The sequence below is a fragment of the Pseudomonas sp. TH41 genome (genome assembly GCF_016650695.1).
Classification (GTDB): Bacteria; Pseudomonadota; Gammaproteobacteria; order Pseudomonadales; family Pseudomonadaceae; genus Aquipseudomonas.
Window position 1 is genome coordinate 274734 of record NZ_JAEKFH010000001.1, and the last position, 21653, is coordinate 296386.

At 59.6% G+C, this 21653-nt stretch carries 16 protein-coding genes and 2 pseudogenes; 6 read left to right on the forward strand and 12 right to left on the reverse strand.

All coding sequences use genetic code 11. The annotated features are described in order from the left end of the window. Window positions 1-98: 98 nt before the first annotated feature. The 3 genes from JFU37_RS01275 to hutH all read right to left on the reverse strand — a co-directional run bounded on the left by JFU37_RS01275 (window position 99) and on the right by hutH (window position 4302). Window positions 99-1475 carry an FAD-binding oxidoreductase gene (locus JFU37_RS01275; RefSeq protein WP_201112059.1) on the reverse strand — a complete coding sequence of 459 codons (1377 nt, stop codon included), beginning with the start codon at window positions 1473-1475 and terminating at the stop codon, window positions 99-101. Window positions 1476-1479: 4 nt separating this feature from the next. Beyond that, window positions 1480-2676 carry an alpha-hydroxy acid oxidase gene (locus JFU37_RS01280; protein ID WP_201112060.1) on the reverse strand — a complete coding sequence of 399 codons (1197 nt, stop codon included), beginning with the start codon at window positions 2674-2676 and terminating at the stop codon, window positions 1480-1482. Window positions 2677-2772: 96 nt separating this feature from the next. Continuing rightward, on the reverse strand, window positions 2773-4302 hold the full coding sequence (gene hutH / locus JFU37_RS01285) for a histidine ammonia-lyase (RefSeq protein WP_201112062.1): 1530 nt from the start codon (window positions 4300-4302) through the stop codon (window positions 2773-2775). Window positions 4303-4717: 415 nt separating this feature from the next. Between hutH and JFU37_RS01290 the strand changes: the two genes are divergently transcribed. Next, window positions 4718-5680, forward strand: coding sequence for an isopenicillin N synthase family dioxygenase (locus tag JFU37_RS01290; protein ID WP_201112063.1), 963 nt, complete (start codon window positions 4718-4720; stop codon window positions 5678-5680). 95 nt (window positions 5681-5775) lie between these two features. On the opposite strand, the gene JFU37_RS01295 is transcribed toward JFU37_RS01290, so the two are convergent. Both JFU37_RS01295 and JFU37_RS01300 read right to left on the reverse strand, forming a co-directional pair. Next, window positions 5776-6138, reverse strand: a complete 363-nt coding sequence (locus JFU37_RS01295; RefSeq protein ID WP_201112064.1) for a hypothetical protein — start codon at window positions 6136-6138, stop codon at window positions 5776-5778. Between the two features lie 96 nt (window positions 6139-6234). Then, window positions 6235-7104, reverse strand: a complete 870-nt coding sequence (locus JFU37_RS01300; RefSeq protein WP_201112065.1) for a hypothetical protein — start codon at window positions 7102-7104, stop codon at window positions 6235-6237. A 102-nt stretch (window positions 7105-7206) separates the two neighbouring features. Between JFU37_RS01300 and JFU37_RS01305 the strand changes: the two genes are divergently transcribed. Beyond that, window positions 7207-8295 carry a helix-turn-helix transcriptional regulator gene (locus JFU37_RS01305; RefSeq protein WP_201112067.1) on the forward strand — a complete coding sequence of 363 codons (1089 nt, stop codon included), beginning with the start codon at window positions 7207-7209 and terminating at the stop codon, window positions 8293-8295. A 129-nt stretch (window positions 8296-8424) separates the two neighbouring features. Here the strand turns inward: JFU37_RS01305 and katG are convergent, their stop codons facing one another. Next, the gene (gene katG, locus JFU37_RS01310; RefSeq protein WP_201112069.1) at window positions 8425-10680 is read right to left on the reverse strand and encodes a catalase/peroxidase HPI; all 2256 of its coding nucleotides are present in this window, start codon (window positions 10678-10680) and stop codon (window positions 8425-8427) included. 383 nt (window positions 10681-11063) lie between these two features. Here katG and JFU37_RS01315 point away from each other — a divergent pair, with 383 nt between their 5' ends. Further along, window positions 11064-11666 (forward strand): hypothetical protein, encoded by a 603-nt coding sequence (locus tag JFU37_RS01315; protein ID WP_201112071.1) that lies wholly within the window; start codon window positions 11064-11066, stop codon window positions 11664-11666. Window positions 11667-11769: 103 nt separating this feature from the next. Here the strand turns inward: JFU37_RS01315 and JFU37_RS01320 are convergent, their stop codons facing one another. After that, the gene (locus tag JFU37_RS01320; RefSeq protein ID WP_201112073.1) at window positions 11770-12534 is read right to left on the reverse strand and encodes a DUF899 domain-containing protein; all 765 of its coding nucleotides are present in this window, start codon (window positions 12532-12534) and stop codon (window positions 11770-11772) included. Window positions 12535-12636: 102 nt separating this feature from the next. Between JFU37_RS01320 and JFU37_RS01325 the strand changes: the two genes are divergently transcribed. Beyond that, entirely contained in the window at window positions 12637-13857 is a 1221-nt protein-coding gene (locus JFU37_RS01325) for a helix-turn-helix domain-containing protein (RefSeq protein ID WP_201112075.1), read from the forward strand. Between the two features lie 35 nt (window positions 13858-13892). Next, the gene (locus tag JFU37_RS01330) at window positions 13893-14525 is read left to right on the forward strand and encodes a Vgb family protein (protein ID WP_201112077.1); all 633 of its coding nucleotides are present in this window, start codon (window positions 13893-13895) and stop codon (window positions 14523-14525) included. 325 nt (window positions 14526-14850) lie between these two features. On the opposite strand, the gene JFU37_RS01335 is transcribed toward JFU37_RS01330, so the two are convergent. Further along, entirely contained in the window at window positions 14851-15711 is an 861-nt protein-coding gene (locus JFU37_RS01335) for a CAP domain-containing protein (RefSeq protein ID WP_201112079.1), read from the reverse strand. A gap of 391 nt (window positions 15712-16102) precedes the next feature. Between JFU37_RS01335 and JFU37_RS01340 the strand changes: the two genes are divergently transcribed. Next, the gene (locus tag JFU37_RS01340) at window positions 16103-16474 is read left to right on the forward strand and encodes a hypothetical protein (protein ID WP_201112081.1); all 372 of its coding nucleotides are present in this window, start codon (window positions 16103-16105) and stop codon (window positions 16472-16474) included. 11 nt (window positions 16475-16485) lie between these two features. Here the strand turns inward: JFU37_RS01340 and JFU37_RS01345 are convergent. From JFU37_RS01345 to glcF, 4 genes and pseudogenes are all read right to left on the reverse strand, one after another. After that, window positions 16486-16770, reverse strand: a pseudogene (locus tag JFU37_RS01345) (helix-turn-helix transcriptional regulator); the annotation flags it as partial. A gap of 1060 nt (window positions 16771-17830) precedes the next feature. Then, window positions 17831-20009: pseudogene (locus JFU37_RS01350) on the reverse strand (malate synthase G). An 11-nt stretch (window positions 20010-20020) separates the two neighbouring features. Then, window positions 20021-20422 carry a heme-binding protein gene (locus tag JFU37_RS01355; protein WP_201112083.1) on the reverse strand — a complete coding sequence of 134 codons (402 nt, stop codon included), beginning with the start codon at window positions 20420-20422 and terminating at the stop codon, window positions 20021-20023. Beyond that, window positions 20419-21651 carry a glycolate oxidase subunit GlcF gene (glcF, locus tag JFU37_RS01360; protein WP_201112085.1) on the reverse strand — a complete coding sequence of 411 codons (1233 nt, stop codon included), beginning with the start codon at window positions 21649-21651 and terminating at the stop codon, window positions 20419-20421. The genes JFU37_RS01355 and glcF overlap by 4 nt, the downstream gene beginning before the upstream one ends. Between the last annotated feature and the right edge of the window lie 2 nt (window positions 21652-21653).

The window sequence follows — 21653 nt, forward strand, 5'->3', positions numbered from 1 at the left end:
CTTATGGTGTGTGTTGGTTCTAGTTATGTGTTGCGGGTGATTCATTAGCGCTACAGCAGTTAACGTGCCATGGCGGTATATACAGCTTGAACGGGTACTCAGCCGAGGATTTTTCCCGGATTGAGAATGCCCTTGGGGTCGAAGCAATCCTTGAGTTGCTGCATGGCCTGGCGAGCCTCGAGGCTGACCGAGTGATGGAGAAACTCGCGCTTGAGCAGGCCGATGCCATGTTCGGCGGAGACCGAGCCGCCCAGTTCGCCGACCGCGCTATAGACCAGTTCCTCGACTTCAAGGATGGGGGCGGGCTGGGGCAAGGAAGCGCAGTCGACAGTCAGGTGCAGGTTGCTGTCACCGATGTGTCCGAAATACACGCTGCGGTTGCCCGGCCAGCGCTGCTCCAGACGCTGGCGACAGCGTTCGGCGAAGTCGCCGATCAAGCCGATGGGCAGGCTGACGTCGAAATTCAACGGGGTCATGCGTTGGGGAAATTCGCCGGTCGCTTCACGGATTTTCCAGAGTGCCCGGGCCTGGGTCTGGGAACTGGCCAATACCGCATCGACCACTTCATTGGCGGCAAAGGCCTCTTCCAGCGTTTGTTCAAGTAGCTCCCGAGGGCTGGCGGACTCGAGCAGCACATACAGCGGATGATCCAGCGACATAGGCGCGCTCGGGTTTTCCAGCCAGGAAACGCCCAGGCGGAAGAAGTCTTGCCACATCAGTTCATAAGCTTGCGGAGTACCGACGCTGCGCTGCACCCGGCGCAGCAGGCTGACCGCACTGGCATAATCGGGCAGGGCGCAGAGCAATGTGGTGGTTTCGCCCGGTGTCGGGGCCAGTTTCAATACCGCACGGGTAATCACCCCAAGGGTGCCTTCGCTGCCGATGAAGCACTGTTTCAGGTCATAACCGCAGTTGTTCTTGATCATTTTGTTGAGCAGGTTGAGCACCCGGCCATCGGCCAGGACCACCTCCAGCCCGAGTACCAGATCGCGGGTCATGCCGTAGCGGATCACCGCATTGCCGCCCGCATTGGTGGCGATGTTGCCGCCAATCTGGCATGAACCCCGAGCGCCGAGATCCAGCGGGAACAGAAAACCGGCCTCGATCGCCGCTTGCTGGATTTCCTCCAGGGTGGTGCCGGCCCAGACGCTGATGGTCGCCGCCGCCGGGTCGATTTCTTCGATGCCGCGCAGGCGCTCAAGGGACAGGGCAATGTCCGTCTCACGAGGCACTGCGCCACCCGCCAGGCCAGTCATCCCGCCTTGGGGGACCACCGATTGCTGTGCGTTGTGGCAGATGCGCAAGGCACTCGCGACCTGCTCGGTGGTGCGCGGCAGCAATAGCGCGGCAGGGCAGGCCGGTGCGTGGCCGGTCCAGTCGCTGTAATGCCGTTGACTGATGTCGGCACCGGTCACCACCGCGGCATCACCCAGTGCTTGGCGCAACTGTTCCAGGGTTTGTTGCAGATCGTTCATCGGTTCAACTCACGGTGAGGGAAGTGGAAGGCATCGCGCACAGTTGGCGACAGTCGAGCTGGTTCAGGTCCGGCGTACCGAGTAATGACAGGGCTAAACGTAACTCTTGTGCGAGCAGGTCGAGAGCATGGCGGGCACCCGCTTGGCCACCGACAGCCACTCCATACAAAGTAGCGCGCCCGAGCAAAACTGCATCGGCACCGAGGGCGCAGGCTTTGAGAATGTCGGTGCCACGGCGCACGCCGCTGTCGAGCAGCAGTGTCAGCTTGCCCTTGGCTACGGCGGCAATCGCCGGCAGGCAGTCGATGCTGGCGGGAACGCCGTCCAGTTGCCGACCGCCGTGGTTGCTCACGACCAACCCATCGAGGCCCAGCGCAACGGCTTTCTCGGCATCGGCCGGGTGCAACACGCCTTTGAGCAGCAGCCGTTGTGGCCAGCGGTCGCGCAGTCGGGCGAGGGCATCCCAGTCGAGCCCGGTGTCCATCTGGCTGCCGATGAAATGGGCGGCACCTTCGATGTTGCGTTGCTCGGGGGGCAGATAACGTTCGATGTTGCCCAGGTTCGGCAGGCCATGGGGCCACAGCGCCTGGGCCATCCAGCGTGGATGATTCAACACGTCGAGCTTGTTGCGCAGGCTCAGTTGCCGGGGGCGGACAAAGTTGCGTTTATCCCACTCCCGATTGCCCAGCAGCACGGCATCGCTGGTCAACAACAAGGTCGTGCAGCCCACGGCGCTGGCGCGTAGCAACAGGTCTTCCTGGACCTTGGGATCGCGCAGGCAATACAGCTGGAACCAGAGATTCACCTCAGGCACTGCCGCCACCACTTGTTCCAGGGAACTGGTGGAGACGGTGCTCAGGGTGAAGGGCAGGCCGAGCTCCGTAGCGGCCCGGGCCAGGTGAATATCGGCATCGCGATAGAGCATGGCGTTGTAGCCGGTGGGGCCGATGGCGATGGGCAGCGTCAGGTCTCGGCCAAACAGTGAGCGCTGGGGTTGCGTCACGCAGCAGGGCACCAGGGTCCGGGGCAGCAGGGCGATATCCGCAAAGCCCTGACGGTTGCGGCGCAAGGTCAGTTCTTCCTCGGCACCGCCCTCCAGGTATTCCCAGGCGAAATGCGGCAAGCGTTGACGGGCCATCGCCGCTAATTCGGCAATGCTCTGTGCTCGACGAAAATCGGGGCCTGAGTAATAGCGACGCATGGCACTTCCCATCGGCTACGAAAGAATAAGTGTTCGCCGCAGCAGCGCTGCAGCGAACGGGTTCGGCTCAGGTGTACAGAGCCGGGGGTGTACACATCAGGCGTATAGACGTTCGGCAGGCAACCAGCGAGTGAACGCCGCGTTTTCGACCCAGGCCCGTGCGGCGGCGATGTCGGGTGCGAAGTAGCGGTCTTCATCGTAATGCGCGACTTCGCGGCGAATCATCGTCAGCACTTCGCCGAGTTTTTCCGAGGTCTGCAAAGGCGCATGCAAGTCCACCCCTTGAGCGGCACCCAGCAGTTCGATGGCGACGACGGCGCTGCTGTTACCGGCCATGTCCAGCAAACGACGTGCCGCAAAGGTCGCCATTGAGACGTGGTCTTCCTGGTTGGCCGATGTCGGCAGGCTATCCACCGAGGCTGGATGGGCGAGGGTCTTGTTCTCCGAAGCGAGGGCGGCCGCGGTGACCTGAGCGATCATGAAGCCAGAGTTCAACCCGCCTTCGCGCACCAGAAAGGCCGGCAGACCCGAGAGTGCCGGATCAACCAGTTGGGCGATCCTGCGCTCTGACAAGGCACCAATTTCGGAAATGGCCAAGGCCAGTACATCGGCGGCCATGGCGACCGGTTCGGCGTGGAAGTTGCCGCCGGAGAGCACGTCCCCGTCGGCACAGAACACCAACGGGTTATCCGAAACGGCGTTGGCTTCACGCAGAAACACCCCGGCGGCGAAACGCATGTGATCCAGGCAGGCACCCATGACCTGCGGCTGGCAGCGCAGCGAATACGGGTCTTGCACCCGGTCGCAGTCGCGATGGGATTCACGAATCTCGCTCGTGGCCAGCAGTTCGCGGTAGAACAATGCCACGTCGATTTGCCCCGGTTGTCCGCGAACCGCCTGGATCCGTGGGTCAAACGGTACGTCTGAGCCTTTCAGTGCTTCAACGCTCAGGCTGCCGGCGACTACCGCAGCGCTGAACAGCTTTTCGCAGGCGAACAGGCCACGCAAGGCCAGCGCCGTTGAAACCTGAGTGCCATTGATCAGCGCCAGACCTTCCTTCGGACCCAGCACCATCGGCTCCAGGCCGGCAATCGCCAGGCCTTCGACGGCATCCATTTCACGACCTTCATGACGCACCCGGCCGACGCCGATCAGCACGGCGGACATATGCGCCAACGGCGCCAGATCGCCCGAAGCGCCGACGGACCCTTGCGACGGTATGCACGGATAAACCCTGGCGGCATAGAGCTTGCTCAGGGCCTGAATGACTTCCCAGCGGATCCCGGAAAAGCCACGGGCAAGGGAGCCGACCTTGAGCGCCATGATCAGGCCGACACTGGCGTCATCGAGTAACGGGCCGGTGCCAGTGCAGTGCGACAGCAGCAGGTTACGTTGCAGCTTGGCCAGCGATTCGGTGGCGATAGAGGTCCGTGCCAGCAGGCCGAAACCCGTGTTGATGCCATACACCGTGCGTTGGTTGGCGATAATGTCGTCTACCGTACGAGTACTCGCATCGACCACATCGCGTGCAGCCGGGTCCAGTTCGAAAGGGCTTTGCAACTGGTAAATGGCGCGCAATTGATCGAGGGTGAGTTGACCGGGTTTGAGCTGCAGCGATGCGTACATTGAGAGTGTCCTGAGGTCAGGTGGTGGGAAGTAGAGTAGCTATATGCTCCTGTATATACAGGTAGAGCAAAATGCAGGCCAGAATTCTGGTTTCGGTCGCTGAGTAGCGTTCCAGACCCGGTTTGTCCAAGAGAAGAAATCAAGCAAGGGCGGCACCTTGTTCAATGCTGTAACCAAAGGTTGCACCAGGTTCGCTCACTCTGCCCCCTGCTGGGGCGAAGGGAAACCACTGGGTAACAGATTGTTTTCGGTTGTATATCGAGATTGAAAAGGGGTATTCGCTTTAGTCCGAGGCTTGCAAGTGAGTGCCTGGTTGGGCGGCACAGTAAATGCTTTGACCTGTATATACCGGTTCGTCATTCGCTGGCGAAACCTTCATCCCGCTGCTGTATGCACGACGTACTCAGGAGTGAGCATGATCTCTAGCATCAATCTGCCGTTGATCGATATGTCCGGTGTCCGCGAAGGTGATCAGGCGAGTATTCGTCGAGCCGGTGACGCCATCCGAAAAGCCTGTAGCGAAACCGGCTTCTTCTACATCATCAATCACGGTGTGCCGCAAACGGTGATCGACACAGCCATGTCGGCAGCCACGCAGTTCTTTGCCTACCCGACCGAGGTCAAACGCCAGGTGGCCGTGAATACGCGGCACCGAGGCTGGCATGCGCTGGGCGGTGCGACCATGTATGGCGCTACTAAACCTGATCACAAGGAGTTCTTCAGTATTGGCCTGGAGCTAACGGAGGATGATCCTTGTGTACTCGCCGGTGAGGCGCTGCGTGGACCGAACCAGTGGCCAGCCTTCATGCCGCAGCTGCGAGATGCGCTCACTGAGTACTATGCGGAAATTGCAAAGGCCGGAGCGGATCTGCTGAGGGCGGTGGCCGTTGGGCTGGGCATCGAAGAAGGTTTCTTCACGGATAAGTACACCAAGCCATTGCAGCGCACGCAGATGGTCTATTACCCACCGCAACCGCCGCAAGCCGAGGCTGATCAGTTTGGGGTAGCGCCTCATACGGATTACGGCTGCATAACGTTGCTGTATCAAGACAACAGCGGTGGTTTACAGGTGCGCGAGTTGGGCTCCAATCGCTGGATCGAGGCCACGCCGATTCCGGGCAGCCTGGTGGTGAACGTCGGAGACTTGTTGGCGCATTGGTCCAACGATCGTTTTCGTTCGACTCTGCACCGGGTGATCAACGCTTCAGGCCATGAGCGCTACTCCATTGCGACGTTCTACGACCCGACTTACAGCGCCAGAGTCGACCCTTGCGATCTGGGTATCGACCGGACGCAGAGCCTGTATGAGCCGGTAGCCGCGGGAGACTACATACTCAAGCGTATAGATGACTCAATGGCCTACCGTAAAAAACACTAGTGCCGAGTGGGGCTCAATCTCCCAAGACCACCCCAACCTGCACGACAGGTTGAGGTGGTTTATTTTAGGCATCACAGGCCCGACGACTCAGCAACCTATCCCTTGCCGGCGCGACGGTCGATCGCCTTCTTGATCATCACTTCAAGATCTGCGATCAGTTCATCCGGATCTATTTCAGTCCACTTACCGCAATCAGCTGCGATGATCTTCTCCGCGAACGCTGGGCTGTATTCAAGCTCAACGATGTCCTCCGGAGCTACCGAGGTATATATCCAAGCGCCGTTATCCTCACCTCCGTCGAGCAGCTTGCAGTTCTGAAGAGCGAGCAAATCAGATAAATACTCACCTTCGGTGGCCGCGGGATAGGCTTCAAATACTGCATAGCGCAGCGCGCTGGACTCTTTACCCTCGTGAGCCAGGTGCACGATCAACTTTTGCATTGCGGTCAACTCAGTCATTTCAGACCCCGGGAATTCAAACACCATGAAATTTGGATTCTGATTGAGTGAAATTTCAGTCCATATGAGATTGAAATTTCACCTTGGTAGCAGCGGTTACGCAAAGTTAGAGAGGTCGTACCCTATGGAAAACAAAGACTTCTCGATATCGCGCAGAGTTTGCGCGTGGGTTTTGCCAATTCGCAAAGGGCTGTTCGAGCACAGAGGGTGCTGGGCGACCTGGCTCAATATCCAGCTGGCGCGCATGTTCCAACAGGCGTGGTGGGAGCCGGAGCGCAGGCGTTTGAACTGGAGAGTTCCGGTATTCGGATTACGGCGCTTCGGCGCTACCGCGGTTTCAGCTTCCTTCGCTGCCGCCCATGGGAAGTTCAGTGCTGCAGGAACTGTGCTAAGCCCCTTGAATTGGCAGTAGCGCACTACAAGCATGCCCATAGCGGCTGCCACGCGAGAGTCGTAAATGACAAAGTCGGGGCAGAGCAGAGAGTAGACCTTCGTCATGCCCGAATTGAAGCGCAAGGCCTTCGATTTCAGCACGGGATGATCAGGGTCTTTCTTGACCAGGGCTGCAGCGACATCGTGGATCATGCGGCCCAGGTCTACTTCGTTCTGCTCCAACCACTTTGCGTTGCGGGCGGTTACACCGCCCCAGGCCATGATGTCGCGAGTTGACTGCAGCACCTTCGAGTCATCGGTGCCGGCGGTGATCAGATCTGCACGCAAGGCATCGAGCGCCTTGTCGTTACTCACCGAGCAAGATCCTGGGTTGTAAGCCAGACGTTTGTTGCCAGGGTGATTCCAGGCGTATGCCGCGTACGCTCCGTACAAGCTGTCGCAGGACCACTTCGCGCCTGTGCGGCGATCAACATACTCGTGCTTGAAGAGTGTGGTGGAATCGAGTTGGGTGGCGAGCCAGCCGATGAACTCTGGGACGTGGGGGAGGGTGGCATAAGCTTGTTTGGATTTCATGGTTGCTCCAGTGGACTGGCAAATAATTGATCGCGGTATTGCGTGCCAGTGAAGCGATGGTGCACCCTTACGCGGTCACTATTTGGCCACGTGCGAATCACGATGAAAAATCTTTCTGATGCAACCGAACACCGAGAGAAACGCCGCATTCATCTGCGCAAAATCCTCCAGCGCGCGGGAACCCCAATGGCCACCGAGGAGTTGCATGAGGAATTAGTGGAGTGGTCGAGTAGCAAGGTATATCCCAGGAACACTCGTCGGGACTTGGCGGAATTAGCTGAGGCCGGATTACTGATCGGGCTACCGAAAGGCTCTGGGCCAAATCGGCGGTCTAGATACTGGGCGCTCGGCAGGGGGAGTTTCGACCTGGCACTCTCCCCCGAAGAGTCGATGACCTTAACGGCGATTTTCCAGCACGCAGAGCGTTTCGGGTTCTGGACTACCTCTGATGAACTCACCAAGCTGCGCGACTATGCTGCCGGCGAAATCAAATCTCATTCGGCACAGCGCCTGATAGCGGATGGCAGGATTAGCACTGGGACACGCTTTACGGTGCTGCTGCCAGGACAGTACAGACCTGCGCATCTTGCTTTGATTCAGAAAGCAATGATCGACGGCCGTAGCCTGAAGGTGCACTACAACCCCCGGGGGTCGGGTGGTATTGAATGCACCTACCTCCTCAAACCACTCGCGCTGGCCTATCAGGACAGCAACGTGTACCTGTCGGCATTCGTGGCCCGGGAGGAATGGCATGGGGCTGAACCATCCCCGGATGCTAAGCGTGGCAAGTACAGCAGTAACGGCCCGGGCACCACGTGTGCCTTGATGCTGCACCGGATGCTCAATGTCACAGTGGCGCGGGAGGATGTTTCGGAGCCGGCTAACTATGACGTGCGATCGCCGAGCGCGCAGCGTGACCTGATGACCGTTCATGCAGAAGTACCGATCGATCTTGAGTTACGGCTTAGCGATAACCTTCACAACCGCCTGACAGAGAACGCCCTGGCTGCTGACCAAGTTGTCGAACGCGTGGGGGCACGGTGGCGCCTCCGCTGCAAGATCCTGGACACCCAAGGGCTTCGCCTTTTCCTGCTCAGTAACGCCGCGGACATTGAGGTCATTGCGCCCTCCCAATTGCGTGACCACATACGAGGTGAGCTCAAGGACGCGCTGGCGCAATACGCTGATTAGCGAAGGGGAAGAACTTTGGCGTTGATCTGAATCCGTTCCGTCAAAACCCAAGGAAATTCCCAAGACCACCCCAACCTGCAGGGCAGGTTGAGGTGGCTCATTTCGGGCATCACACGTCAAAAGCGACGATTACCTCACATCAAACCGGTCCAGGTTCATCACCTTGGTCCACGCGGCAACGAAGTCTTTAACAAACTTGTCTTTCACGTCGTTGCTTGCATAGTGCTCAGCCAAGGCTCGCAACTGCGCATTAGAGCCGAAGACAAGATCCACACGCGTCCCGGTCCACTTCACTTCACCCGTTTTGCGATCACGCCCTTCAAACGCCTCATTCGCCTCCGAGGTCGGTTTCCATTCCACGCCCATATCCAGCAGGTTCTTGAAGAAGTCGTTGGTCAGCGCCTCAGGCTGCTTCGTGAACACGCCATGCCTGGTTTGTCCGACATTGGTGTTCAGCACACGCAGCCCACCCACCAGCGCCGTCATTTCTGGTGCGGTGAGTGTCAGCAGTTGCGCCTTGTCGATCAGCAACTGCTCGGCCGGCACGCGGTAGCGGGTTTTGAGGTAGTTACGGAAGCCATCGGCGATGGGTTCGAGGAAGCCGAAAGACTCGACGTCCGTCTGCTCTTGCGAGGCATCCATCCGCCCCGGTGTGAACGGAACCGTGACGCTGTGGCCCGCATTTTTCGCGGCCTGTTCGACACCGGCGTTACCGGCCAGCACGATCAGGTCTGCCAGCGAGATCTTCTTGCCGCCGCTGTTGAACTCGCGCTGAATGCTTTCAAGTTTTGCCAGCACGTTGGCCAGTTGCTCAGGCTGGTTGGCCTGCCAGGACTTCTGCGGAGCGAGACGCAGGCGTCCGCCGTTGGCACCGCCGCGTTTGTCGGAACCACGGAAGGTAGAAGCCGCCGCCCACGCCGTAGACACCAGCTGCGAGACCGACAACCCGGAGGCGAGTACTTTGCTCTTGAGTGCGGCGACGTCGCTGTCGTTGACCAAGGCATGGTCTACCGCTGGGATCGGGTCTTGCCACAGCAGTTCTTCGCCAGGCATTTCCGGGCCGAGGTAGCGTGAGATTGGCCCCATGTCACGGTGGATCAGCTTGAACCAGGCGCGAGCGAATGCGTCGGCCAATTGATCCGGATTCTGCAGGAAGCGCCGGGCAATCGGCTCATAGATCGGGTCAAGTCGCAGGGCCAGGTCCGAGGTCAGCATGGTCGGATTACGCCGTTTTGACGGGTCGTGCGCATCCGGAATGGTGCCAGCGCCAGCGCCGTTTTTCGCCACCCACTGGTTCGCGCCCGCCGGGCTTTTGCTCAGTTCCCACTCGAACCCAAACAGGTTTTCCAGGTAGTTGTTGCTCCACTTCGTTGGCGTGGTGGTCCAGGTCACTTCCAGGCCGCTGGTGATGGTGTCCGGGCCTTTACCGGTGCCGAAGCTGTTCTTCCAGCCAAACCCTTGAGCTTCGAGGCCAGCCGCTTCGGGCTCGGCGCCGACATTGTCGGCTGGGCCGGCGCCGTGGGTCTTACCAAAAGCGTGGCCGCCGGCGATCAGTGCCACGGTTTCTTCATCATTCATGGCCATGCGGCCAAAGGTCTCGCGGATGTCTATGGCCGAAGCGACCGGGTCCGGGTTGCCTTCAGGACCTTCCGGGTTGACATAGATCAGGCCCATTTGCACGGCTGCGAGCGGGGTTTCCAGGTTGCGCCCCTGATCGGTACGGCTCTCCTCATTTCTCCCCGGCTCGGCAACGAGTGGTACGTCGCCGGGCTCTTGCATGGGTTCGTTGTCTTTGCCGTAACGGGTATCGCCACCGAGCCACTTGTTTTCGGAGCCCCAGTAGACGTCTTCATCCGGTTCCCAGACGTCCGGCCGGCCCCCGGAAAACCCGAAAGTCTTGAAGCCCATGGACTCCAGCGCGACGTTGCCGGTGAGAACGATCAGGTCCGCCCAAGAGATGTTGCGGCCATATTTTTGCTTGATCGGCCAAAGCAGCCGGCGCGCTTTGTCGAGGCTGACGTTGTCCGGCCAACTGTTGAGCGGTGCAAAGCGCTGTTGGCCGGAACCGGCGCCACCACGGCCGTCCCCGGTGCGGTACGTACCGGCGGCGTGCCAGGCCATGCGAATGAAGAGCGGCCCATAGTGACCGAAGTCCGCCGGCCACCAGTCTTGCGAATCGGTCATCAGCGCGGTCAGGTCTCTTTTGACCGCCGCAAAATCCAGGCTTTTGAACGCTTCGGTGTAGTTGAAGTTCTCGTCCATGGGGTCGGACAGCGACGAGTGCTGGTGCAGGATCTTCAGATTCAGTTGGTTCGGCCACCAATCGCGGTTCGTCGTGCCGCCGCCAGCGGCGTGATTGAACGGGCATTTCGATTCATTTGCCATGTGTGAGCTACCTTTGGTCGTGTTTATCCGGCTATCCCGCCCGGGATGGGCGTTGAATAGCAACGAGCGGAATCAATGACTTAAGCTTCAGGGCCAGCAGTTGGATCAACTGATTGTTTTGACCACACGGGAATTTTCAATAGCAGCAATCGAGTGACCTGCGCGGTGGCCCACGGGTGGCCTAGTCAAGCTTCGGACTCATTCCTGTCTCCTTATCAGCACTAAACCGGCCAGCTTATGGCGCCAGCGGTGGATTAAGGTTAGACGTCGGTTTTGAAGTCAGCTAATAGGCGGACTATTGGTACTTGATAGCTATAATCTTTTATCTGAGCCCTGGGGCGGGGCAGACGATAGGGCGAGCTGTCACGGGAGAAGATCCGACCATGAACAAGCGCCTGCGCCGCACCGCTATCCATGAAGCCGGCCATGCCCTGGCTTTTTGGTGGAATGGTCAGCACATCGCGCGCGTCACGGTGCGCACCCAGACAGAAGCACTCACCGGCCCGATGATTGATCTACGCGGCAACCCGCAAAATGCGGAGGGGTTGGTTGAGGCCGATTACCTTGTCCCATGCCCCTCTCTGGATCCCCCCGGTATTGCTGAATGCTTGCCCTCCATGGTCGAGTCCATTGAACGTGACCTTATCGATTGCTTCGCGGGTCCCGTGGCTGAAGCTGTCTTCAGGCACTCAAAACCTGATCAGTGTTTCAGCGGCGGCGGGAGAGAGGACCAACGCCGGGGTTACGCATTGATCAGTTTGCTGCCCGCCCGAAAGCTGCTCGACGCCGAATCCCAAGCCATCGCCCGGTCCAGTTGTCTGGTGCGTCGTTACTGGCTGGCTGTCACCGCGTTGGCGGATCTTCTACAAGCGCGTGGCTCAGTGAGCGGGGAAGTGATTACGGCGCTGCTGTGCGAGGTCACCGGGGAATCACCGGTGCTGCACGGTAATGACCTGGCAAGCCTCGACATGCGGTGGGGAGGCTAAAAAGATCAAAAGATCGCAGCCTTCGGCAGCTCCTACATGGGAATGTGATAAACCCTGTAGGAGCTGCCGAAGGCTGCGATCTTTTGATCCATCTGTATTCAAATCAACCCGCGCCATACTCATCATGTCGCCGCCACCACGGTCCCGATTCATTGCGCCCCAAGGGAGCCCGATCAAGCCATTGGTACATGCTCCATAACCCGTCCAGCCCCCGCGCATAGGTGGAATAGGTGTGGTAAACCACACCCTCCTCAAGCACAAACGCACTCAAGCCCGGTCGGTCACGCGAGTAGGTGGGCGCGTCGGTGCCGCAGGTGGCTGCAAAGCGGGTGACGGGCTCCGGGACCTGCGTGGCGTCCATGGCGTGGCCGCCGCGTTGGTAGTTGTATTCAACCTGTCCTTCGCGCTGTTGCGCTTCGGTGAACGAGACGTTGAAGTCAGCGGTGAAATCGCTGTCTCGCGCGGATGCCCAGGGGAACGTCCAGCCCATCCGTCGTTTGTACGCCTGAAGCGTTGCGAGCGGGGCGCGGGACACCGCCATCAAGGTGACATCGTGGTTGGCCAGGTGGATGGCGATGCCATCGAAGCCGTCAGCGATGGCCGAGCAGGACGGGCAACCTGCCTTATAGTCCGGCCCGAACATGAAGTGGTAGACGAGCAGTTGCGAGCGCCCCTGGAAGAGGTCGCCCAAGGTGACGCGGCCTTCTTCGGTGTCGAATCGGTAAGCCTTGTCGATCCGAACCCACGGCAGCGCCTGGCGTTGCCGCGCCAGTTCGTCGCTGCGCCGGGTCAGCGCTTTCTCTGCCGCGAGCAATTCGAGCCGCGCCGCCAGCCATTCTTCGCGTGTTGCGGTTAGGTGCCTGGTCATGATTATTCGCTCCCTTAGGGTCGTCCTTCATGGTGAGTCGTCGTGAGATAGACTAACCAGCGAACATCCGAGGATGGGAGTGACAAGTGTGGCGGGATTCAGATGGATTCGCTGATCACGGCCGCCGCGCAGGCGTTGGCAGCCGGTAATCCGCTCGGCGCGCTGGACCGGGTTGCCTTGCGCGACGATGCGCCGGCGCTCGCGCTGCGGGGGATCGCGATGGCGCAACTCGGCGATCTGGTTCGGGCGAAGGCGCTGTTGCAAAAAGCGGCGCGGGCCTTCGGGCCGAAAGAACCCGTGGCGCGGGCGCGGTGCGTGGTTGCCGAGGCTGAGGTCGCGTTGGCTTCTCGGGAGCTTGGCTGGCCAGTGAAGGCGCTCGAGGCGGCGCGGGTGACGCTGGAGGCACACGGTGATCGGGTCAACGCGGCCCATGCGCGGTATCTCGAGCTGCGGCGTTTACTGCTGATCGAGCGTCTCGATCAGGCCGAAGGGCTGCTCGCCGAACTGGATCCGGAGCCTTTGCCGCCAGCCTTGCGCGCGGCTCATGAACTGGTCGTGGCGGGGATCGCCCTGCGGCGGCTAGAGACGCAGCGGGCGCGGTCTGCACTGGCAAGGGCCGAGTTCGCCGCACGCGCCGCCGGTATCCCTGCGCTGACGGCCGAGGTGCAAAGCGCAACCCGCGTCCTCAACAGCCCCGCCGCTCGACTGATTGCCCACGGTGAAGAGCGACCGCTGTTGCTGGATGAGGTTGAGGCGTTGCTCGGGTCAACATCGCTGGTTGTCGACGCGTGCCGATACGTCGTGCGTGGCGTCGGCATGTCGATATCCCTCGCCACGCGCCCGGTGTTGTTCACCCTCGCACGGGTGCTGGCCGAAGCCTGGCCCGCCGACGTGTCGAGGGAAACACTGATCGCCCAGGCCTTTCGCTTGAAGCTCGGCGATGAGTCCCACCGCGCGCGATTGCGCGTCGAAATCGGGCGACTGCGCGCGGCGCTTAAACCCTTGGCCAGCGTGACGGCCACCCCGCGCGGGTTTGCGCTGGTGTCGTCGGTTGCGGCCGACGTCGTGGTGCTGGCGCGTCTCGTCGAAGAGAAACACGCGGCGGTGTTCGCCTTCCTCGCCGACGGTGAATCGTGGTCGAGCTCGGCCCTGGCGCTGGCCCTCGGCACCAGCCAGCGCACGGTACAACGGGTACTCGACGAACTGGGCTCCAGCGGCAAGGTGCAGTCATTCGGTCGCGGGCGGGCGCGTCGCTGGATGACCCCACCGATGCCGGGTTTCGCGACGACCTTGTTACTCCCGCATCCTCTGCCCAGTGACTAGGATGAACGCCACACATCCGTGACGAGGAAACCCAAATGAAACATTCAACCGCCGACATCCTCCGTGAATATGGTCCCTTTGAAGGAGTTGAAGCCGTGCATGGCGTTACGTGGGACGGCCAGCACGTGTGGTTTGCCACCGGAAACAAACTCACTGCCCTTGACCCGGCGAGCGGCAAGACCCTGCGTTCGATCGATATCGCCGCCCATGCCGGCACGGCCTTCGATGGTCAGTATCTGTTCCAGATCGCCGAGGATCGCATCCGCAAGATCGATCCGCAGACGGGCCGCGTCCTCAACACCATCCCGGCCCCCGGCGGCGGCAACGACTCGGGGCTGACGTGGGCCGAAGGGACCTTGTGGGTGGGTGAGTATCGAGACCGGAAGATTCATCAGATCGATCCCGAGACCGGGACGATTCTGCGCACCATCGAGTCCAACCGCTTTGTCACCGGGGTCACCTGGGTCGAAGGATCACTATGGCATGGCACGTGGGAAGGCGATGAAAGCGAATTGCGGCGGATCGACTCGAAAACCGGGGAGGTGCTGGAAAGCGTGAAGCTGCCAGCAGGCGTCGGGGTGTCCGGGCTTGAGTCTGATGGCGGCGACCGGTTTTTCTGTGGTGGGGGTGGGAGCGGTAAGGTGAGGGTGGTTCGTCGACCAGGATGAGACGGTTAGGGGGAGATAAAAATGATGGGTGGTTTGCCTGCGAAGGCGGCCTGAAAGCCGACCAATCTCTTGCAGATGTACCCGGATCAAATGTGGGAGCGAGCCTGCTCGCGAATGCGGTGCGTCATTAAACAGTGATGTTGGCTGAGCCTCCGCCATCGCGAGCAAGCTCGCTCCTACAGGGAATTTGCGCCGGTCTGAGAGTCATGTTTAAAAACATTCCAGTGCGCTTTCTCGCCGACGCAGGGGTGTTTCTGCTTTAACACCTGCAGCGGCGTATCCAGCGTCCAACGGCAGTCGAAATCACTCCACTGCCGGTTATCCTTCAAGGTGCCCCAAACATCATCGTCCAATAAACACCTTTGTCGCTGCGTGCGTCGGCGGCGTAGGCTGCGCCCACTTGGGTAAACATCGGGTTCATCAGATTGGCGCAATGCCCGGGGCTGGCGAGCCAGCCTGTCATGGCCTTGCTCGGTGAGCCTTGTCCGGCGGCGATGTTCTCGCCGATCTGCCGGCCACGGAAGCCGGCGGCTTTCGCCCGGTCGTACGATGTTTCACCGTCGGGGTCCTGGTGTGCGAAGTAGTTGCCGTAGGCCATTGCTTTGCTATGGCCTTGCGCGGCAGCGCCCAAGGCCGCGTTCCATGTCAGCGGCCTTGCGGCGGCGAAGCGCTGGCGACCGCAAAGGCGCGGCTTCGCGCGTGCCGCATTGACCTGCGCCAGCAACGCCTTGCTGATGCTTCGTGTATCGCCCACCCGACTATCGAGCACTGGCTGCGCCAGCACCACCTGCCACTCAGTCCTGGCGCGGCTGACGCCGATATCGGCGAATTGGCTATCGAGCAAAGCCCCGCAATAGTTGTCCTGGAGCATGTCGAACGCCTCGTCGGCATCTTGCGCCCCAACCACGCGGATGCTCCGCACCGTCACTGCCTGATAGCCGGAATCCTTCAACCTGTCGCGCAAACCGCCGCCGTAGCCGACCGGCAACGCCAGGTTCGACTTCAGCGCCAGCGGCGATAAGCGTTGCGCGGGACGCCGGTCGCATCCCCGCGGATGCGCGCGGTAATCGTTGATGGCCTCCACCAAATCCCTTTCGGCACTGGCATGGGCGGGGCTGGCGAGAACAGGAAGAAAAGTGAGCAGACACAGCGAAGTAATGCGGAAGGCGAGGAAAGTCGGGCGCATGAGGCGGACAGCTCTAATGAGATGACAATGATGAATGGGGAATAGCGCCTAATGCCGATCAGTTAAGCAATAACGCAATCCGAGTAGCAGCTGGCGAAGCCTGCGTTCGGCTGCGCAGCAGTCGTGAAATCAGGCGACGCGGTGTTTCAGGAAGACCTCGCGCTCAGACTTTACGACTGCTGAGCAGCCGAACGCAGGCTTCGCCAGCTGCTACAGATCGTGTTGCGACTTAATTGATCGGCATTAGAAATAGCGCGGATCTAAGACTGGGGTCTCGACACAAGGTTCACGGGAGGCGGGGGCATTTTTTTCGGCGCGGTCGTGCGTCCGACAAAGTGTGCGGGGAGCTATCGTATGATGGCTATTTTCCACCATTCACAAGGACCAACCTATGGAATTAAGCAAGCGCAATCAGGCACATATCGAACGTCGCCTGGTTGCCGCCCTGACCGAGGCGTGTGAGACGGCCAAGGCAGAAATTATCGGGTTTGCCTGGCTGACCCATGAGATCGATTACGCTGTATTTCCGTCCAGTCTGGAGGTCATCTGGGTCTTCGATAGCCAGGCCCAGAAGGATCAGGCGTTGGCCGGTGGACAAGGAGAACGCATGGTCGACCTGACGGCCGTGGCGTTACGTGAGGCGGATGTATTGGTCAGCCCGGTGGCGGCCTGTGTGCGGTTCGACTCTGAGGAGCAATGTCAGCGTGACAATGCCGGAAACTGGCAGCAACGCCTCGCACGCAAGCGCTCGACTCGGCGTTGAAGAGGCGCTGATCAACCATCAGGATCCGTATCAGTGTCCGGATTCTTGATCGGCCGAAGTTTGAAACGACACACATGACCGCCCCGCACCATGCATTCCGTATGCTCGACTTCACCACCGCCCAGTGCGCCGATCAAGGCCACGTCCAGTTCGCAGACGACCGGATGAGCAGCCGCCAGGCGGTGAAAGACGCAGTTGTGCGCGACGATTTCCTTATCGTCGGACGCACGAAAAAACACTTCTGCTTCGTATCCCGCCTGATTCATGTGCTGCACGATCCTGGCTTCGTCCACGACCTAACCACCTCGGTGACTTGAGCCAGCAGGTCTGAAAGATTAGGGCTAAACATAAGGTTCCTAGTAGCTGATCCACCGCTCAAGGAAGGTCCCCAAGACAGTGCTGATGTAAGGTCGGCAAGCCGGCACGCAACATCGGCCGCGGCGTCAGGGAACACCACGGACGTCGTGCGAACGCCCCATTAATGGTGTGGCATCTGACCACGCATTGCCAGTCGACATGACCGCTCTGCGTAATGTTGGCATCGGTGAGTCCGTTGGACATTGGCGGCGCGACAGCACGCCTGAGTCGAAATCATTGCGCGGCGGACGATTGTGTTCCGCGTTACAGACCATATTTTTACGCCTGTATAGCGCCACCAGTGATCGTGAAAGCGGGCAAATCCTGACGTTTGAGAAGACAAGATTCTCAAACCCCAGAACATTTTTTGGGCGATAGCCATGGTTGCCGGTACGTCTAGGACAAGTGTGTCTCACCCTAATCAATGCGAGTGCTACCTTTGGAGCAACGAGCGTGGGTTCTAGAGGCGTCCCAGGGCGGTCCATCGGGAGTAGACGTTCGTGATTCACTTCGAGATCCGTGATGAAAGGTAAGCGCAAAGTCAAAACGAAAAAATGGCAGGTCGCTGAGCATTTCAAGAGTGCGGCACATATACCCCTCCAGCCACTCGACTTTTCATACAATAGATACGGCCATTATCGGGGGCGAGTTCTGTTTCGATGCTTGAGCAATAAGATGCTGTTGCGTTGCATCGCTTCAGCCTAGTCAAAGGTCAAAGCTTTACGAAACTCACGGTGAACGGGGCGTTCAGCGTGCTGATTCACTATTGGGCATCGAGCTCGGGGATATAGCGGTGATCTCAGCCGCCAGCCTATTTTCCAACAACGACTTTGCCAAAGGCCCGGTAGTCTTTAGCCCGCCCCACGACCTTTTGACATCACGCGCAGGATGTAATAGAAAAAAGCACCCTATATCGATCGATACGCAAAAGAGTCGAATGGTTAAGCTGACGTCGGGTGGCCGCATTCCCACATTCGACGTGAGAATGCGGTCAACATTTTACTTTTGTTGTTTGAATACGGCACGGAACAGATGCAACAGTGGCTCAGTGTAACCACTAGGTTGGTGCGCGCCTTCAAACACAAGAGTGCAAGCTGCCTGGAACGCCACAGATTTATCGAAGTTTGCCGCCATCGGTCGATACAGCGGATCACCAGCGTTTTGCTGATCCACCACATGTGCCATACGCTGTAGGATTTTCAGCGTCTGCTGTTGGTCGATTACACCGTGGCGCAACCAGTTGGCGATGTGCTGGCTTGAGATGCGCAGTGTGGCGCGGTCTTCCATCAGGCCGACATCATGGATATCCGGCACCTTGGAGCAACCCACGCCTTGCTCGACCCAGCGCACCACATAGCCAAGCAGTCCCTGGGCGTTGTTTTCCACTTCTTCGCGGATTTGCTCCTCCGTCCAGTTGGGGTCAACCGCAACTGGCACAGTCAACAGGTCTGCGAGCAGATCGTCTCTAACGGCTGTCAGGTCAGTTCTTTCGAGTTCTTGCTGAATCGCCGCTACGTCAACCTTGTGGTAATGCAAGGCGTGCAAAGTTGCAGCAGTGGGCGACGGCACCCAGGCTGTGTTGGCACCTGCCTTCGGGTGCGCGATTTTTTGCTCGACCATGGAGGCCATCAAGTCGGGCATGGCCCACATGCCTTTGCCGATTTGTGCTCGGCCGCGTAATCCGCAGTTCAAGCCGACCAGTACATTGTTGCGCTCATAGGCTTGTATCCAGGCGGTGCTTTTCATGTCGCCTTTGCGCAGCATCGCGCCCGCTTCCATGGCCGTGTGGATCTCGTCGCCGGTGCGGTCAAGAAAGCCCGTATTGATAAAAGCGACACGTGACGCAGCGGCAGCAATGCAGGCCTTGAGGTTTATGCTGGTGCGGCGCTCCTCGTCCATGATGCCCATTTTCAGCGTGTGGCGTTCAAGCTGCAGCACGTCTTCGATACAGCTGAACAAGCGCTCGGCAAAGGCGACTTCGGCTGGCCCGTGCATTTTCGGTTTGACGATGTAGACGCTGCCGGTGCGCGAGTTGCCTTGGCGCTTTAGATCGTGCAGGGCGATCAGACTGGTGACCATGCCGTCCAGAATGCCTTCGGGAATTTCCCGGTTATTGCCATAGAGCATGGCCGGATTGGTCATCAAGTGTCCGACGTTGCGAATGAGCAGCAAGGCGCGGCCGTGCAGTTTGAAGGCAGCACCATCGACGCCAGTGTATACACGGTCCGCGTTGAGTCGGCGGGTCACGGTTTTGCCGTTCTTCTCCAGCGTCTCCGACAGGTTGCCCTTCATCAACCCCAGCCAGTTGCGATATACCCGTACCTTGTCGTCGGCATCGACGGCAGCGACGGAGTCTTCGCAGTCAATGATGGTCGACAATGCCGATTCGATCAGCAGGTCTTTCACCGAAGCGGTGTCGATGCGCCCGATCGGGCTGTCCGGATCGATCTGGACTTCGATGTGCAAACCATTGTTGCGCAGTACGATGGCCGTCGGCGTAGCGGCTGTACCTTGATATCCAACCAGCTTTTCGGGCTGGCGTAATGTGGTGTGCTGATTGCCTTTGAGCATGGCAGCCAACGCACCACCTATGATGCGGTACGACGTGGCGTCGGCGTGCGAACCCAACTGCAATGGAAAGGCTTCATCCAGAAAGGCTTTTGCAAAGGCGACTACTTTGGCGCCACGCACCGGGTTGTAACTCATGCCGGATTCGGCACCGTTGTCACTGCTGATCACGTCGCTGCCGTATAGGGCGTCATACAACGAGCCCCAACGCGCATTGGCCGCATTCAGGGCGTACCGCGCGTTGATGGCGGGCACGACCAACTGCGGTCCGGCCTGTTGGCTAATTTCGCTATCGACCTTGGTGGTGCTGGCCTGTACTTGCGCAGGTGGTGGTTGCAGGTAGCCGATGGTAGGACAAGAACGCGCGATACGCCGGCATGTCGGTGATGGGCCCTGGGTTGGCTTTATGCCAGATATTCAGTTCTAGCTGCAAACGCTCGCGTTCAGCCAATAAGGCACGGTTGGCCGGTGCCAGTTCCTGGACCAGGTCGGCGAATCCGCTCCAAAAGGCGTCTACGTCAATGTCGGTACCGGGTAGGGCTTCTTCTTCGATAAATGCCTGCAGTGCGGACGCGACCTGCAGGCCATGAATTTTTGCGTACTCAGTCATTGGTACTTCTCTCAGTTCAAGGCTCGGGCGCCGGCTGTGGCAATCTGTGCATCCTGATCGGCCTTGACGCCGGAAACACCAACTGCGCCCACTACTTGACCCTCGACAACAATGGGTACCCCGCCTTCGAGGGACGTCACAAGCGGCGCCGAGAGGAATGCGCTACGTCCGCCGTTGACCATCTCTTCGTAGCCTTTCGACTCGCGGCGACCAAGGGCGGATGTCCGGGCTTTTTCAGTGGCGATGTAGGCACCGATCGGCGCGCAGCCGTCCAGGCGCTCGAGGGCCAATGGATGACCTCCATCATCCACCACGGAAATGCAGACATTCCATTGGTTGCGCAGGGCTTCGCTGCGCGCGGCAGCGAGGATCAGGCCGACTTCTTTCTGGCTCAATACGGCTTTGCTGTTCATGGGTTTTCCTGTGAGTGAATGGCATCTTCGACCACTTCGATCCAGTGTCGAACCGGGGTGCGGCCGGCACCGTCGAGGTGGGTTTGGCAGCCGATGTTGGCGGTGGCAATAACGGCGGGTGAGCCACTCTCCAACGCCTTCATCTTGTTGTCGCGCAACTGACGCGAAAGCGCAGGTTGAGTGATTGAGTAGGTGCCGGCAGAGCCGCAGCAGAGATGGCTGTCGGGCACGGCGGTGAGGTGAAACCCCAGGCGCGTCAGCACGCTCTCGACCGCGCCGCCGAGCTTGAGGGCATGTTGCAGTGTGCACGGGCAATGGAAGGCCAGGCGCTGCTCGCTGCGAGTGCCAAGCTGTTCCAGAGGCTCCGATTGCAGGACCTCGACCAGATCTTTGCTCATGGCACTGATTCGGGCAGCCTTCTGGGCGTACACCGGGTCATGCTTGAGCAGATGGCCATATTCCTTGACGAACGCGCCGCAGCCGCTGGCGGTCTGCACGATCGCCTCGGCACCACTTTCGATGGCCGGCCACCAGGCGTCGATATTGCGCCGGGCGCGTTCCAGCCCCGCTTGCTGGGCGTCCAGGTGGTAGTCAACGGCACCGCAACATCCAGCTTGGCTGATCGGCGTGATGCTGATGCCCAAGCGATCCAGCACCCGCGCGGTGGCAGCATTGGTGTTCGGGGACAAGCTCGGTTGCACACAGCCTTCGAGCATCAACATCGTTCGTGCAAGTGTTCGCGTAGGCCGGGGTTTTGCCAGGGTGATGTACCGCGGCAATTTCAGCCGTAAGGTTTGCGGCAGTACGGGGCGCAGTTTTTTGCCTATTTTCAGCAGCGGCTTGAACAGAATCGGGTTGGGTAACAAAGCCCGCAAGCCATGGCGCAACATGCGCTGACCCGTGCTGCGCGGCACTGCCTGATCAACCACAGCACGACCAATGTCCAGCAGGTTGTGATAGTTAACGCCGGACGGGCAGGTGGTTTCACAGCTTCTGCACGACAGGCAGCGGTCCAGATGTTGCTGCGTTTTGGCTGTGACTTCGTTGCCTTCCAGCACTTGCTTGATCAGGTAGATGCGCCCGCGTGGGCCATCCAGTTCATCACCCAGCAGTTGGTAGGTCGGGCAGGTGGCATTGCAGAAACCGCAATGTACGCAACTGCGCAGGATGCTTTCGGCTTCTTCGGCGCGCTCCAGACGCTGGGCGTTTTCGCTCAAGGTGGTTTGCATGA